Source organism: Bradyrhizobium sp. LeoB3 (assembly GCF_055456055.1).
This window is the reverse complement of sequence record NZ_JBVBEF010000094.1, coordinates 1-15,136: the sequence shown is the minus strand read 5'-3', so window position 1 is coordinate 15,136 and position 15,136 is coordinate 1. Positions and strand designations below refer to the sequence as shown.

11 protein-coding genes and 1 tRNA gene are annotated in these 15,136 nt (G+C 64.0%); 6 read left to right on the top strand and 6 right to left on the bottom strand.

Features of this window, described 5'->3' with window-relative positions:
• Window positions 1-422 precede the first annotated feature (422 nt).
• Both ACZXDY_RS36445 and ACZXDY_RS36440 read right to left on the bottom strand, forming a co-directional pair.
• On the bottom strand, window positions 423-1,658 hold the full coding sequence (locus ACZXDY_RS36445; RefSeq protein ID WP_464348860.1) for a tyrosine-type recombinase/integrase: 1,236 nt from the start codon (window positions 1,656-1,658) through the stop codon (window positions 423-425).
• A 171-nt stretch (window positions 1,659-1,829) separates the two neighbouring features.
• Window positions 1,830-1,919: transfer RNA gene (locus ACZXDY_RS36440), tRNA-Ser, on the bottom strand.
• Window positions 1,920-2,117: 198 nt separating this feature from the next.
• Between ACZXDY_RS36440 and ACZXDY_RS36435 the strand changes: the two genes are divergently transcribed.
• Window positions 2,118-2,453 (top strand): hypothetical protein, encoded by a 336-nt coding sequence (locus tag ACZXDY_RS36435; protein WP_208829280.1) that lies wholly within the window; start codon window positions 2,118-2,120, stop codon window positions 2,451-2,453.
• A gap of 619 nt (window positions 2,454-3,072) precedes the next feature.
• Here ACZXDY_RS36435 and otsA read toward each other — a convergent pair.
• From otsA to ACZXDY_RS36420, 3 genes are all read right to left on the bottom strand, one after another.
• On the bottom strand, window positions 3,073-4,518 hold the full coding sequence (otsA, locus tag ACZXDY_RS36430; protein ID WP_028162337.1) for an alpha,alpha-trehalose-phosphate synthase (UDP-forming): 1,446 nt from the start codon (window positions 4,516-4,518) through the stop codon (window positions 3,073-3,075).
• 207 nt (window positions 4,519-4,725) lie between these two features.
• Entirely contained in the window at window positions 4,726-5,562 is an 837-nt protein-coding gene (gene otsB / locus ACZXDY_RS36425; protein ID WP_028162338.1) for a trehalose-phosphatase, read from the bottom strand.
• Window positions 5,563-5,568: 6 nt separating this feature from the next.
• Window positions 5,569-7,071, bottom strand: coding sequence for an MFS transporter (locus tag ACZXDY_RS36420; RefSeq protein ID WP_464348859.1), 1,503 nt, complete (start codon window positions 7,069-7,071; stop codon window positions 5,569-5,571).
• Between the two features lie 184 nt (window positions 7,072-7,255).
• On the opposite strand from ACZXDY_RS36420, the gene ACZXDY_RS36415 reads away from it, so the two are divergent.
• On the top strand, window positions 7,256-7,627 hold the full coding sequence (locus ACZXDY_RS36415; protein WP_464348858.1) for a DUF3175 domain-containing protein: 372 nt from the start codon (window positions 7,256-7,258) through the stop codon (window positions 7,625-7,627).
• Window positions 7,628-7,765: 138 nt separating this feature from the next.
• Here ACZXDY_RS36415 and ACZXDY_RS36410 read toward each other — a convergent pair whose 3' ends face one another.
• Window positions 7,766-9,814 (bottom strand): methyl-accepting chemotaxis protein, encoded by a 2,049-nt coding sequence (locus ACZXDY_RS36410; protein WP_464348857.1) that lies wholly within the window; start codon window positions 9,812-9,814, stop codon window positions 7,766-7,768.
• 244 nt (window positions 9,815-10,058) lie between these two features.
• On the opposite strand from ACZXDY_RS36410, the gene ACZXDY_RS36405 reads away from it, so the two are divergent.
• The 4 genes from ACZXDY_RS36405 to ACZXDY_RS36390 all read left to right on the top strand — a co-directional run bounded on the left by ACZXDY_RS36405 (window position 10,059) and on the right by ACZXDY_RS36390 (window position 15,041).
• Window positions 10,059-10,544 carry a (2Fe-2S)-binding protein gene (locus ACZXDY_RS36405; protein ID WP_028162342.1) on the top strand — a complete coding sequence of 162 codons (486 nt, stop codon included), beginning with the start codon at window positions 10,059-10,061 and terminating at the stop codon, window positions 10,542-10,544.
• Between the two features lie 84 nt (window positions 10,545-10,628).
• Window positions 10,629-12,968 carry a xanthine dehydrogenase family protein molybdopterin-binding subunit gene (locus ACZXDY_RS36400; RefSeq protein ID WP_464348856.1) on the top strand — a complete coding sequence of 780 codons (2,340 nt, stop codon included), beginning with the start codon at window positions 10,629-10,631 and terminating at the stop codon, window positions 12,966-12,968.
• A gap of 15 nt (window positions 12,969-12,983) precedes the next feature.
• A complete protein-coding gene (locus ACZXDY_RS36395; RefSeq protein ID WP_464348855.1) occupies window positions 12,984-13,784 on the top strand; it encodes an FAD binding domain-containing protein in 801 nt (266 codons plus the stop codon).
• Between the two features lie 150 nt (window positions 13,785-13,934).
• On the top strand, window positions 13,935-15,041 hold the full coding sequence (locus tag ACZXDY_RS36390) for a CaiB/BaiF CoA transferase family protein (RefSeq protein WP_464348854.1): 1,107 nt from the start codon (window positions 13,935-13,937) through the stop codon (window positions 15,039-15,041).
• Window positions 15,042-15,136 lie beyond the last annotated feature (95 nt).

The window sequence follows — 15,136 nt, the reverse complement described above, 5'->3', positions numbered from 1 at the left end:
CGACGGGATTTCGAGTCAGAGCCGGGTTCGATTCCGGTCGGGGCAAATTGTGGAGTCCGGAACGGCATAGGCGTCCCAGCTGCCGGAAGCCTCCTGCTTTATTTTTGTCGGCAAATACCGCGCGTCATCCTGCTGGTATTTGTGCTGGTATCGACAGCAATCGACGACAAAAGTGGCTTCAAATTCAAATGGTTATGGCTCTAGGCAATTATCGGCGTGAGGATCACGATTTGCAATCGTGCTGCCGTCCCCAATCGCCGCCCCCAACTAATTTTGATCTCATATAAATTCTAGCAAAGTCAATAACATGGCGAATTCGCTGTGCTCGTGCACAAGCAGCCTCCACCGGCGGTGACCGAACCGGTCTGCACCTGCTGGCCGCTGTTCGGCATATCGAAAATAAGGCCTCGGGCATAGGCAATTCATGCGCGGATCGAGATGATCTTTTGATTCGCGCCTCCGCTTGACGCGCAGAATGTTGCCCAATCGGACATCAACGATTTCCGCTTCTCGAACAGGTCGCCTCGGCGGTAAGCGGCCTCGACCTTGCTGTTGATCGTGTGGGCGAGTGCCATCTCGACCACTTCATTCGGATAATTCGTGCACTCGGCGGCCCAGTCCCGGAATGTCGAGCGGAAGCCGTGCGCGGTCAGGTCCGATCGCCCCATGCGATCCAGCAGCGCCAGCATGGCCATATTGCTGAGCGGCTTGTCGCGCTTGCCACCCGGAAACAGATGCGCGCCACCCTGCTCCTTGCGCAGCGTCTCGACGATGGCGAGCGCCGGCGCCGACAACGAAACGCGGTGCTCTTTGGAGGCCTTCATGCGTCCGGCCGGCACGGTCCAGACCTTGTCCTTGATTTCTTCCGGGCGCGCACCGATCACCTCGCCCGTGCGCGCGGCCGTAAGGATCAGAAACTCGAGCGCGCGTGCCGCGACACCCTCTTGGGCCCGCAAGGCCGTCATGAATGCGGGCAGCTCGTCATAAGGCAAAGCAGCATGGTGCTTGACTTTGCGTACCTTGCTGCGCGCCGGCAACAGCTTGTCGAGATGGCCGCGCCATCGAGCTGGATTCTCACCCTGGCGGAAGCCACGCACCGTCGCCCAATCGAGCACGGCTTCAATTCGGCCGCGCAGCCGCGAGGCCGTTTCCGGCTTCTTCGACCACAAAGGCTCGATGATCTTCATGACGAGCGCGGTGTCGATGCTGTGGACCGAAAGCGTCCCGATCACCGGCTCGGCATAGGTTTTCAGCGTCGCGCTCCATTGGGCGGCGTGCTTGGCGTTGCGCCAGCCGGCGCTATGTGCCGCAAGATACTGCTTGGTGCATTCCTTGAAGGTGAGCGCGGCGGCTGCTTCGAGGGCTGCCTGAGCGCGATGCGCACGGCGTGCCTCGATCGGATCGATGCCTTCGTACACCTGCCGTCGACACTCGGCTGCCTTTGCGCGCGCCTCGGCCAAGCCAAAGAGCGTGAGGGAACCGAGGCCCATTTCTCGGGAGCGGCCGCGAAGGGTGAAGCGGTAGATCCAGGATTTGGCCGGCGTGTTTTCGCCGTCGCCCGAAACCTGCAGATAGAGGCCCGCGCCATCGGCGTACATGCCGGGCTTCTTGACCTTCGCGGCCTTCAGCGCCGTCAACCGGCCCACCAGATGCGCCATCTCCGCCTCGCCGCGCTACCCACGCTGCTACCCACATCCCGCACGCGTTTACCCACGTTTTGGGGTGAACCTGCGCGGACGCGAGCAAGCATCGAACGCTAAAATTGCGGCGATTTTTCAGTGGGTTGGCGGACGATGGCGGACGATGGCGAACAAATGCGAACGTCGGCATGGCGGAGAGAGTGGGATTCGAACCCACGGTACGGTTTCCCGCACACACGCTTTCCAAGCGTGCGCCTTAAGCCACTCGGCCATCTCTCCGGAAGCGCCCTCTCTTGAAGGGATGGGGCGGATTTTGCAAGGGAGACAGGGGGTGGAAGCGGAAATTTCCTTAAGTTTTTGGAACAGCTTGGGTTTTTGGCCGGGTTGACGGTCCGGACCGGGGCGCGGATTCGGCCTGTTGAACCCGAATCCTTGCCGCGCCGACGACTGCAAGGCAAATCAGTGGTGGAGGGCGGCATGAAGCGGACATTTGCGATTCTCGGCGTGGTCGTGGCGGCGGCTGCCGGCGCCGGCCCGGCGCTGGCGCAGAGCTGCACCAAGGCGGGGACGGACGTGAGCTGCGACGACGGACGGCGCGGGGTGCTTTCGGGCGATACCATCATCTGGAGCGACGGCACGCGCTCGAGCCTGACCTCGCCGCATCCGAGCGTGATCGTCGGCAACCGGTCATCGGTCAGGGTCGGGCCAGGCGTGTTCGTCGGCAAGGGCAGCGGCGTCGTGCCGATGGAGAATCCGAGCGACCCGCGGCGGGCGCGCTGCCCGGTGCTCGACGGCGTGCCGTATTGCTATTGATTGGATGAACTGTCGGCGCTTGTACGGACGTCGTGCCGCCTCATCCCGAGAAGCCGCGCAATTGGCGTCTCGACGGATGGACCCCGGCGGGACTCGGGCCTCATGGTTCGAGACGCGCGAAAACGCGCTCCTCACCATGAGGGTCTAAGATCGCATGCGCGGCGAGGCGAATTATGCAAGCGTTTCCAACGTGATTTGCCTCGTCCAGCCTTCGCGCGAAAAACATTCCGCTTCCGCCGTCGGGCAAATCAGTGATTTAACTTCGCGCGTCTCACGGCAGATGGGGGGCGGCTCGCGATCGTCACGAACGTTGCGGTGAGATGCGGTGGACGTGACGCGTGTGACTGACGAGCACGCGCGTCGCGGACGGCGAAGTCGGGTGGTCCTGGCGCCCCGACGCTGGCGCTAAGCTTCTTACGAAGTGACGGTGGCAAGAAAGCCCGCTCACCGGCCGGTCACCGGGGAGAGCGCGAAGGAAGCCGTAAACCATCGCGCAGGAATACCGGATCGTCCGGTCAAGCCGGACGATGACAGCGGAGAGCTGTTTTACATCTTGAATCAGAAACGTTCCCCGTCATCCCGGCTTGCGCCGGGACGACGGAGGCGTGGTGGTAAGCGGCTAATGAATGCGCGCGCTGCGATAGGGCCAGTGCGTGGCTTCGGCCAAGGGCGGCGAACGCTCGGGTTGTTCGTCGCCGGTGTCCTGCAGCGCCTCAACGAAATCGGCGAACCACTGCTGAATCGTATGGGTGCAGATCTTGTCCATCATCGATTCCCAGCGCAGCCGCCGTTCGGCGAGCGGCATCGACAGCGCGGTGGCAATGGTGCGCGCCATGCCGTCGACGTCGTGCGGGTTGACGATGAGGGCGGCCTCGAGTTCGTTGGCGGCGCCGGCGAATTTCGACAGCACCAGCACGCCGGGATCGGCCGGGTTCTGGGCGGCGACATATTCCTTGGCGACGAGGTTCATGCCGTCTTGCAGCGGCGTCACCACGCCGACCTGCGCCGTGCGGTAGAGGCCGGCGAGCACCGCCTGGCTGAATCCCTTGTTGAGGTAGCGGATCGGCGTCCAGTCGACCTCGCCATGGATGCCGTTGACGTCGGTGACGAGCTTTGCCACCTCGCTCTGCAGATTGCCGTAGGCCTCGATGCCGCCGCGCGAAGGAGTCGCGATCTGCAGCAGCGAGATCGTGCGCTTCAGCGAGGGATGCATCGTCCACATCCGGTCGAAGGCCTTGATGCGGTTGATCAGGCCCTTCGAATAGTCGAGCCGGTCGACGCCGATCGCCAGCCGCTCGCCGTTGAGACTGCGTCGCAAGCGCGAGACGTCCGGATGGGTCGTCGCCTTGGTCGCCTGCTGCGCGAATTTCTCCGGATCGATGCCGATCGGGAAGACGGCGGCGCGGCTGCGTCCATAGCGCGAGGTCACGCTGCCATCGCGCACCACGAGGCCGAGATCGGCTTCGACATAACCGAGGAAATTCTCGCAATCCTCCTCGGTCTGGAAGCCGATGAGATCATAGGCAAGCATCGCCTCGATCAGCTCGCGATGATGCGGCACGCCCTCGATCACCGCGCGCGCCGGCCACGGCGTGTGCAGGAAGAAGCCGATCGGCTTGTCGATGCCGAGATCGCGCAGCTCCGCGCCGAGCGCGAGGAAATGGTAGTCCTGAATCCAGAACACCGAATCGTCCTTGCGGAAGCGCAGCAGAGCGCGCGCCATGAAGGCGTTCACCTCGCGATAGCTGGCATAATCCTCCTCCGAGGCGCGGATCAGGTCGGCGCGCGAATGCAGCGCCGGCCACAGCGCGGAGTTGGCAAAGCCTTCGTAGTAGCCGCCGTAATGCGCGGCCGGAAGATCGAGCATCGCCAGCGCACCGGCGCCGAGCGCTTCCACCTCCGCGAAAGGTTCCTTCTGGTTCCCATCGCGGACACGGCCGCTGGAGCCGACCCAGATCGCGCCCGACTTCTCGACGACAGGCAAAAGAGCGGCGGCGAGGCCGCCGGTCATGGGTTCATTGGGTTTTCCACGCGCTACGCGGTTCGACACGACAACGAGGTTCAAATGGTCCCCTCCCGTTGGGCATTCGCGTATTAACAACCATTCATCAATATGGTTCCTGGCCACGCTTTCTCCGAATTGAAACCAAATTCAGGCAGGCCCGCATGGAACCGGGGCGTCAACTCACAAAAGGAAAATTTTTCGCGAGCAGGCGGCCGCCCACAGCAGGAACTGCGGTTATTCCGCGCCAATTTGCGGTTGACGTTTCGGCTAAGGCGCGGCGATTTCGCGCTCGTCGTCGAGCAGATGCGCAAGGAATTCGCGCACGTCGCTCGGCGCATCGAAATGACCGGCCACTCCCTTGGCACGACGGCCGACCGAGAAAGCGAGCCCTTCGAGCTCGGGCATGATCGCAAATACCGTCTCGTCCGTGACGTCATCGCCGATGAAGAACGGCTTGCGGCCCTTGAACGGCGGATGCTTCATCAATTCGCGCACGCCGGTGGCCTTGGTGAAGCCCGCGAGCTTGATTTCGCAGACCTGCTTGCCCGGCAGCACCTCGATCGGCGCATCGGGCAGATCGGCGCGGATCAGCGACACCGCCTCATAGATCGCCCTCTCGGCATGCGGCGCAAGGCGATAGTGCAACGCGAGCGAATAGCCCTTGTCCTCAAGCAGAATGCCCGGGCTCAATCTGGCGATGGCGGCCAGACGGCGCTTCAGCTCCTTGTCGAGCTGCAGCGCGGGGCCTGCTTCTCCATCGCCTTGCGGATCGAGCCGCATCTCCGCGCCATGACCGCCGACCGCAGGGAAGACATCGGGGGCAAAAATCAGGTCAAGATCGTTCACCGAACGGCCGCTGACCAGCGCCAGCGCGCCATTGGTGCGCTCGAGCAGGCGATGAAGCGTTTTCGCCAACCCGGGCGGCACCCAGACCTCGCGCGGCGTCGGCGCGAAGTCGAGCAAGGTGCCGTCGACGTCGAGCAGGACAGCGGTCTCGCTCAGATGCCCGACCAGCGCGCTCGGCACCGGCACGGTTTCCGGCGATGCTTCGTCTTCCGGCGAAAAGTCTTCGTCCAGCGGCATGTCAGCCAGTTCCTCAGTCATGTCATTCTACTCCACAACAGCAAGCGGCCGCGCGACAGATTCGAGCGATTTTCGCTCGGCGGCGACGGCGTAGCGCCACGCGACCAAGGCCGCGAAGATCATGAGCGCCGACCCCAGGAGGTAGCCGGCAAAGACGGAATTGCGCGATCCGGTATCGATCAGCGCGCCGAACAATGCAGGTCCGATCACGCCGCCGATCCCTGTGCCGATCGCGTAGAACAGCGCAATCGCGAGCGCCCGCACCTCGAGCGGGAACGTCTCGCTCACGGTGAGATAAGCGGCGCTCGCGGCGGGCGAGGCAAAGAAGAAGATCACCATCCAGGCAATGGTCTGTCCTTGCGCGCTCAGCGCGCCGATCGAGAACAGATAGCCCGAGAGCGCCAGCAGCACGCCCGACACGCCGTAGGTCAGCGTGATCATGGTGCGGCGTCCCAGCGTATCGAACAGGCGACCGAGCACCAGCGGCCCCAGGAAGTTGCCGGCGGCGAACGGCAGGATGTACCAGCCGACATGGCTGGCGGGGATGCCGAAGAAGTCGGTCAGGATCAGCGCGAAAGTGAAGAAGATCGCGTTGTAGAAGAACGCCTGCGCGCTCATCAGCACGAGCCCGACCAGCGCGCGCTGGCGATAGGTAACAAGCAACGTATGCGCCACTTCACGCAGCGGCGTGTGGTCGCGCATCCGCAGCTTGATCTTCGGCAGTTCCTGCGAGTGCGCCTCGACATGGCCGGTCACGGAGCGCTCGATGTCGTCGACGATCCGATGCGCCTCGTCGGGACGGCCGTGGATCATCAGCCAGCGCGGGCTTTCCGGAATCCACATCCGCATCACGAACACGACGAGGCCAAGACAGGCGCCGGTGAAATAGGCAAGCCGCCAGCCGAGTTCGGGATTGATCACGGCGGGATCGAGCAGGACGATGGCGCTGACGGCGCCGATTGCGGCGCCAATCCAGAAGCTGCCGTTGATGACAAGATCGGTCCAGCCGCGATAGCGCGCCGGCACCAGTTCCTGGATGGTCGAATTGATCGCGGTATACTCGCCGCCGATGCCGGCACCGGTCAGGAAGCGAAACAGCGCGTAGCTTGCGACATTCCACGACAGCGCGGTCGCGGCGGTGGCGCTGAGATAAACCGCGAGCGTGATGAAGAACAATTTCTTGCGGCCAATGCGGTCGGTGAGCCAGCCGAAGCCGATCGCACCCAGCACGGCGCCGGCAAGATAGGCGCTGTTGGCGAAGCCGACATCGAAGTTGGAGAATTGCAGCGTCGGACTCTCCTTGAGCGCTCCCGACAACGCGCCGGCGAGCGTGACCTCGAGCCCGTCGAGGATCCAGGTGATCCCGAGCGCGAGCACCACGCGGGTGTGAAAGCCGCTCCAATAGAGATTGTCGAGACGCACGGGGATGGAGGTCTCGATAATGCGGTCATGATCCTGCGGCTGCGGCGCGTCAGCGTCACGGAGTGCAGAAGCAGTTGCGGGACTGGGCTGGATCGGCTGCAAATCCATCACGGAACCAACGAGAAAGCACCCCGGAACGCAGCTTGCCCCAAGGTGCTCATCCCAAAAATTTGCGGCAAACAGATGCCCGCCGCCACGCACGATAACGTCCGCCAAGCGACCTGGTTCCCGCATCGCGACATAGGAACCCGGACGCAACTGCAGATGTTGCTACCTGAAAAAGGAGCTTGCAATGGCACCACGTCGCAAGACCAGCGCACGAAAAACCACGGCACGAAAGGGCGTCACAAGAAAACCCGCCGCGCGGCGAAAGACCGCTACGCGCAAGACGTCATCGCGGCGCTGGTCGCAACGCGTGACGCAGCGGAGCGACGCACTCGATCTCGACCGCGGCGTGTTCAAGCAGACCAGCGCGAAGAAGATCGCCGCTTCACTGAAGCGCTCCGCCGAGGGAAGCAAGCGCCGCAAGGCCGGCGCCTACCGCTCGGCGCTATCGATGCTGACCTTCTACATCAACCGCGCCGGCAAGACGCTGCCGCAGGCGCAGCGCGCGCGATTAGAACGCGCGAAGGTGGAGCTGAAGCACCAGTTCGGGAGGGAGTGAACGGGTGCCCCGTTGTCGTCTCCGCGAAGGCGGGGACCATAACCACCGGAAGCTGTTATGGCGCGCGCAAGCAGTTGCAGCGGAGCACACCACAAACGCCTGTGTTATGGGTCCCGGGTCAAGCCCGGGACGACGGAGCTACGCCGCGCGGATGTTCGCCATGAAGCGGTCGAGCTCGTCGCGCAGGCGCGTGCTTTCGGACGATAGCGAGCGCGCCGAGTTCAGCACCTCCTCCGACGCCGAGCCGGTCTCGGTGGCGCCCCGGTTGACGAGGGTGACGCTGGTGGCGGCTTCCTGCGTGCCCTGCGCGACATTCTGCACGCTACGGGCGATCTCCTGCGTCGCCGTGCTCTGCTGCTCGACTGCGCCGGCGATGTTGGCGGCGATCTCCGAGATCTGACCGATGGTGCCGCCGATCTCCTTGATGGCGGCAACCGACTCTTGCGTCGCCGACTGCATGCCCGCGATGTGACTGGAAATCTCCTCGGTCGCCCGCGCGGTCTGGCTGGCGAGCGATTTCACCTCGGAGGCGACCACCGCGAAGCCGCGGCCGGCATCGCCGGCGCGTGCGGCTTCGATCGTCGCGTTCAGCGCCAAGAGGTTGGTCTGCTCGGCGATCGCGGTGATCAGCTTGACCACGTCGCCGATCTGTTGCGCCGCGAGCGAGAGCTTGCCGATGCGGGCGTCGGTCTGCTCGGCCTGACGCACCGCAGCATCGGCGATCCGGCTGGACTCTTTCACGCGGCGTCCGATCTCGTCCACGGAAGCCGACAATTCTTCAGTAGCGGAAGCCACCGACTGCATGTTGCTGGACGCCTCCTCGGAGGCACCCGCCACCTGGCTTGAAAGGTTCTGCGTGGTCTCAGCGGTCCGCGTCAGCGTGCCCGCCGCGGTCTCGAGCTGCACCGCCGAGGCCGAGACATTGGCGACGATCGAGCCGACCGCCGTCTCGAACTCGTCGGCGAAGCGGATCAATTCGGTGCGGCGTGCCGCGGCGCTCGCCTTGTTCTGCGCCTCCTGGCTTGCGGCGTCGCGCTCGGCCTTGGCGATCGCCTGGAGCTTGAATTCCTCCACCGCGCCGGCCATCTCGCCGACTTCGTCCTTGCGGCCGAGCCCCGGCAGCACAACGTCGAAATTGCCGGCCGCAAGCTCGCGCATTGCGGCGCACATCGCCCGGATCGGGCGCGAAATGCCGGTTCCGAGCAGGAAGGCGAGAACGGCGCCGAGCACGAAGCCGCCGGCGGCGAGCATCAGAATGAACCGCTCGGTCGCGCCGATCGCGGCGTCCGACTCGGTTTCCATGCGCTTCTGGTCGGCAAGCAGGTCCGATTTCATCACGCCGGAGCCCTGATTGATGGCGGCCGCGGATTCCGTCATCTCGAGGGTCAGCTCGTCGATCGATTTCGCGTTCTCAATCAGCTTCGAGAGCGCCTCCCGATATTCATCGAGCATCTTGGTCAGCTCTTTGAGCGCAGCGACGACCTTCTCGTCGGTCGAAGAGACCGCCTTCAGCGAGTTCTCGACGAATTTCAGCCGAGCCAGCCCGCTGGTTGCGGTGATCTTGTCGGAATTGACCACGAAGGTATTGACGAGCGCGCTCGCCTGCTGGAATTGCGAGCCGACCTGCTTGGCGCCCATCTCGACGGCGGACAGGCCGGCTTCGGCCGCGTTGGAGGCGAGATCGTCGAGCTTGTAGCGCAGCGAGTTGCCGCCGCGGGCGAGCTGATTCTGCGCGAGCAGCCCGCTCTCTCCCTTGACCTTGAGGATTTCGGCAAAGATCTTGGTGAAGGCGCGGAACTCCCGCTCGAGCTTTGTCACCTGCTCGACCCGCGCGGGGTCGGTGGTACCTTTCATCGCCTGGAGGATGGCCTCTTTGAGGCTGGCCTCGGCCGCGAGCGCCGCCTTGCCGTCCTCCTCCTTGCCGGTCGCCACATAGTAGCGCGCCAGCGAACGGTAGGAGATCAGCTCGCGGTCGATATTGCGCGCCAGATCGGCCTCCCGGACGCTCGCACGGTAGGCGGCGACGCCTGCGGAGATACGTTCAAAACCGAGATAGGCAAAGCCCATGCTGGCTGCGGTAATCGCCAGCACCGCAGCAAAGCCCAGGATGATTTTCGCACGAAATCGAAGGGTCGGCATTCGCGACCCCGCACGCCCCAGCAGTCCCACCCCAACCCCCGTCTTCATTCTGAAAACAAGCGGCGTCCGGAAATCATTGCCCAGACCCGACGCGCAAAGCTAAGGCAGAATCGATAAGAGCTAGTAAATTCAGCAGACATTTCGGAGAGGTTGTGGAGTACCCCGCCGGGAGGCGCAGCTCCTCGTCCTCGCCGATGTCATGGCCGTGACAAAGGTAGGCAAAATCCTAGTTGCCAAGTTCCTCGCCGCTGTTTCTAATTGGAATAATTAAAAGCATCCGGAGGAACGACGCGTGTCTACAGTCAAGCTGACGGTGAACGGCAAAGCGGTATCCGTCGACGTCGAGGACCGAACCCTCCTCGTCCATCTCCTGCGCGAAAACCTGAACCTGACCGGCACCCATGTCGGCTGCGATACCAGCCAGTGCGGCGCCTGTGTGGTCCATATTGACGGGCGGGCGGTGAAATCCTGCACCGTGCTGGCGGGCCAGGCGGCGGGTTCGAACGTCACCACCATCGAAGGCATCGCCAAGGGCGACGAATTGCACCCGATGCAGGCGGCGTTCCGCGACAATCACGGCCTGCAGTGCGGCTACTGCACGCCGGGCATGATCATGTCGGCGATCGATATCGTGCACCGCTATGGCGGCGAGCTCGACGAGACCACCGTCCGCCACGAGCTGGAAGGCAATATCTGCCGCTGCACCGGCTACCACAACATCGTCAAGGCGGTGCTGGACGCCGCCGGGCGCATGAAGGTCGCGCAAGCGGCGGAATAGCCGCCGCCCGCCACATCTCGTCAAACGCCGCCGGGCTTCGATGGAAGCGGCGGGACATCACATCTCCGGTCGGGAGGATTCACAATGGGCATCGAAGGCATTGGCGCAAGCGTCGTCCGCAAGGAAGACCGCCGTTTCATCACAGGCAAAGGCCGTTACGTCGACGACATCAAACTGGTGGGCATGACCTATGCCCAGTTCATCCGCAGCCCCCACGCGCATGCCAAGGTCAAGAGCATCGATTCGAGCGAGGCCCTGAAGAAGCCCGGCGTGATCGCCGTGCTCACGGGCCAAGAGCTCGTCGACGACAAAATCGGCAATCTCATTTGCGGCTGGGCCATCACGTCGAAGGACGGCTCGCCGATGAAGATGGGCGCGTGGCCGGCGATGGCGCCGGAGACCGTGCGCTTCGTCGGCCAGGCGGTCGCGGTCGTGATCGCCGAGACCAAGAACCAGGCGCGCGACGCCGCGGAAGCCGTGGTGGTCGATTATGAAGAGCTGCCGGCGGTTTCTGACATCAAGGCTGCGATCAAGCCGGGCGCGCCGCAGCTTCACCCGGAGGCCTCGGGCAATGTGGTCTATGACTGGCATCTCGGTGACGAGGCCGCGGTGAAGGACGCCTTCAACAAGGCGGCGAATGTGGTGACGCTTGAGCTCACCAACAACCGCCTGGTGCCGAACGCGATGGAGCCACGCTCGGCGATCGCGGACTATGACGCGGCCGAAGAGCATTTCACGCTCTATACGACCTCGCAGAACCCGCATGTCGCCCGTCTCGTGCTGTCGGCCTTCTACAATATCGCGCCCGAGCACAAGCTGCGCGTGATCGCGCCCGACGTCGGCGGCGGCTTCGGCTCCAAGATCTACATATACCCCGAAGAGATGGTGGCGCTGTGGGCCTCCAAGAAAGTCGGCCGCCCGGTGAAGTGGACCGGCGACCGCACGGAAGCTTTCCTCACCGATGCGCATGGCCGCGACCATGTCTCGAAGGCCGAACTGGCGTTCGACAAGGACAACAAGATCCTCGGCCTCCGCGTGAAGACCCACGCCAATTTCGGCGCCTACATGTCGCTGTTCTCCTCGGCCGTGCCGACCTATCTCTATGCGACGCTGCTCTCGGGACAATACGTCATCCCGGCGATCTATGCGGAGGTGATCGGCGTCTATACCAACACCACGCCGGTCGATGCCTATCGCGGCGCGGGCCGTCCCGAGGCGAGCTACCTGATCGAGCGGATGATGGAGACCGCGGCGCGGCAGTTGAAGGTCGATCCGACCGAACTGCGGAAGAAGAACTTCATCACCCAGTTCCCGTACGAGACACCGGTGATCATGACCTATGACACCGGCGACTTCCATGCCTCGATCGACGCGGCGATGAAGGCAATCGACTATGCCGGCTTCCCGGCGCGCAAGGCGAAGGCGAAAGCGGACGGCAAGCTGCGCGGCATCGGCGTGTCCTGCTATATCGAAGCCTGCGGCATTGCGCCGTCAAAGGCGGTCGGCAGCCTCGGCGCCGGCGTCGGCCTCTGGGAATCGGCCGAGGTGCGCGTCAATCCGGTCGGCACGATCGAGATCCTCACCGGCTCGCACAGCCACGGCCAGGGTCACGAGACCACGTTCTGCCAGATCATCGCGGACCGCCTGGGCGTTCCGATCAGCCAGGTCTCGATCGTCCATGGCGATACCGACAAGGTGCAGTTCGGCATGGGCACTTACGGCTCGCGCTCGATCGCGGTCGGTGGCGCGGCCATCGTGAAGGCGATGGAAAAGGTCGAGGCCAAGGCCAAGAAGATCGCCGCGCACGCGCTGGAGGCTTCCGAGAACGACATCGTGATCGAGAATGGCGAGTTCAAGGTCACCGGCACCGACAAGTCGATCGCGCTGCCGATGGTCGCGCTCGCCGCCTATACCGCGCACAATCTGCCTGATGGCATGGAGCCGGGATTGAAGGAGACGGCGTTCTACGATCCGACCAACTTCACCTTCCCGGCCGGCGCCTATATCTGCGAGCTCGAGGTCGATCCCACGACCGGCAAGACTTCATTCGTCAACTTCGTGGCGGCGGATGATTTCGGCCGGCTGATCAACCCGATGATCGTCGCGGGCCAGGTCCATGGCGGACTCGCGCAGGGAATCGGCCAGGCGCTGCTCGAAAGCGCGGTGTACGACAGCAACGGCCAGCCGGTCACGGCATCCTTCATGGACTACACCATGCCGCGCGCCGACGACCTGCCGTCGTTCCAGATCTCGCACACCACGACGCTGTGCCCGGGCAATCCGCTCGGTGTCAAAGGCTGCGGCGAGGCTGGCGCAATCGGTGCGTCTGCCGCCGTGATCAACGCGATCACGGATGCGATCGGCAGCAACAAGCTCGAAATGCCGGCGACGCCCGATCGCGTCTGGCATGCCATTCACGGTTAACGAGGAGCGTGAGCCATGTACGAGACCATTTATCATCGCGCTTCATCGGTCGACGAAGCGGCTGCCCTGTTCGCCAAAGGTGAGGAGCCGAAATATCTCGCTGGCGGTCACACGCTGATCCCCGTGATGAAGCAGCGGCTGGCCTCGCCATCTGACGTCATCGACCTCGGCAAGATCAAGGAATTGATCGGCGTGGACGCGACGGCCGACGCGCTGACGATCAAGGCGGCGACGCCGCATTGTGACGTGGCGCAGAACAGCGCGGCGCAAAAGGCGATCCCGGCAATCGCCTATCTCGCCTCGCTGATCGGCGACCCCGCGGTGCGCCATCGCGGCACGATCGGCGGCTCGCTCGCCAACAACGATCCCGCCGCGGATTACCCGGCCGCAGTGCTGGCGCTCGGCGCCACCATCAAGACCAACAAGCGCACGATCGCAGCCGATGATTTCTTCCAGGGCCTGTTCAGTACCGCCCTTGAAGACGGCGAGATCATCACGGCCGTGTCGTTCCCGATTCCGGCCAAGGCGGGCTACGCCAAATTCCCGCACCCCGCCTCGCGCTTTGCGTTGACCGGCGTGTTCGTCGCCAAGACCAAGGACGGTGAGGTCCGCGTCGCCGCGACCGGCGCGTCGCAAAGCGGCGTCACGCGCGTCGGCCCGATCGAAGCGGCGCTGAAGGCGAACTGGTCGGCAGCCGCGCTCGACAGCGTGCAAATTCCGTCTGCCGGACTGCTCAGCGACATCCACGGCTCCGCCGACTACCGCGCCAACCTCATCAAGGTGATGGCGCAGCGCGCGGTGACGGCGGCGGGCTGATCCGGAGCATCCTACCTCCGCCTGTGACAACGGCGCGCAGTGATGCGCGCCGTTCCCCTTTCGATCAAGGTCTTCGGAAAAAGCGCTTGCAAGGCCAGGCAGATCGCCCGACAATTTAGCTAATCGCCTAATTAAAACACGGATGGAAACGTGCTCGATAAACCCGCCCCTCAATCCGCTGTCCGCGCCTCCGGCCCGCTCGCCGGCACCCGCATCGTCGAATTCGCGGGCATCGGCCCCGGCCCATTCGCCTGCATGATGCTGGCAGATATGGGCGCCGAGGTCATCACCCTCGACCGCCTCGGCGCCGGCAAGAATCTCAAGGGCGTTTCCACGCGCGGGCGCAAGGTCGTCGAACTCGACCTCAAGGACAAGGCGGCGGTCGCGCAGGTGCTCGATCTCCTCGCTAATGCCGATGCGCTGATCGAGGGCTTTCGTCCCGGCGTGATGGAGCGGCTTGGCCTCGGGCCTGACGTCGTGCTCGCGCGCAACCCGAAGCTGGTCTACGGCCGCATGACCGGCTGGGGCCAGGACGGCCCGCTGGCGAACGCCGCCGGTCACGATATCAACTACATCTCGATCACCGGCGCGCTGGCCGCGATCGGCACCAAAGAGAAGCCGGTGCCACCGCTCAACCTCGTCGGCGATTTCGGCGGCGGCGCGCTCTATCTCGTGGTCGGCGTGCTAGCCGCGCTCTTGGAAGCATCGAAATCCGGCAAGGGCCAGGTGGTCGATACCGCGATGTGCGACGGCGCGGCGTCGCTGATGTCGATGTTCTTTGACCTGGCCGCAAGCGGCCGCTGGGTGGAGGGACGCGACCAGAACATGCTCGACGGCGGCGCGCATTTCTACGGCGTCTACGAATGCGCCTGCGGCCACTTCGTTTCGATCGGTTCGATCGAGCCGCAATTCTACGCCCTGTTGCGCAAGCACGCCGGCCTCACGGACGCCGAGTTCGACGCCCAGATGGACCGCAAGGCCTGGCCCGCGCTGAAAGACAAGCTCACCAAGATATTCAAGAGCAAGACGCGCGAGGAGTGGTGCAAGATCATGGAAGGCACCGACATCTGCTTCGCGCCGATCCTGACCATGGCGGAAGCCCCGAACCATCCGCACATGGCCGCGCGAAAGGTGTTCGTCGAACGCCATGGCGTCACGCAGCCGGCGCCCGCGCCGCGCTTCTCGCGGACACCGTCGGCGATCAGGGAGCCGGCGATAGCGGAGCTTGGCGATGTGCTGAGCGCGTGGAAGCGATAGCTGTCGTCTCTATCCGCTCGGCGTAGAGCCTGAGAACCAATTCGGTTTTCGGGTAGACGGCATCCGAAGTAGCGGATGTTGAAGACCTCGACGGT

What these genes read in the sequence shown, in the direction of transcription:
- ACZXDY_RS36400 (WP_464348856.1), top strand. Translation starts at nt 10,629, where the DNA reads ATGGGCATCGAAGGCATTGGCGCAAGCGTCGTCCGCAAGGAAGACCGC.
- ACZXDY_RS36395 (WP_464348855.1), top strand. Translation starts at nt 12,984, where the DNA reads ATGTACGAGACCATTTATCATCGCGCTTCATCGGTCGACGAAGCGGCT.
- otsB (WP_028162338.1), bottom strand. Translation starts at nt 5,562, where the DNA reads ATGACTGAGGAACTGGCTGACATGCCGCTGGACGAAGACTTTTCGCCG.
- ACZXDY_RS36415 (WP_464348858.1), top strand. Translation starts at nt 7,256, where the DNA reads ATGGCACCACGTCGCAAGACCAGCGCACGAAAAACCACGGCACGAAAG.
- ACZXDY_RS36420 (WP_464348859.1), bottom strand. Translation starts at nt 7,071, where the DNA reads ATGGATTTGCAGCCGATCCAGCCCAGTCCCGCAACTGCTTCTGCACTC.
- ACZXDY_RS36410 (WP_464348857.1), bottom strand. Translation starts at nt 9,814, where the DNA reads ATGAAGACGGGGGTTGGGGTGGGACTGCTGGGGCGTGCGGGGTCGCGA.
- ACZXDY_RS36445 (WP_464348860.1), bottom strand. Translation starts at nt 1,658, where the DNA reads ATGGCGCATCTGGTGGGCCGGTTGACGGCGCTGAAGGCCGCGAAGGTC.
- ACZXDY_RS36435 (WP_208829280.1), top strand. Translation starts at nt 2,118, where the DNA reads ATGAAGCGGACATTTGCGATTCTCGGCGTGGTCGTGGCGGCGGCTGCC.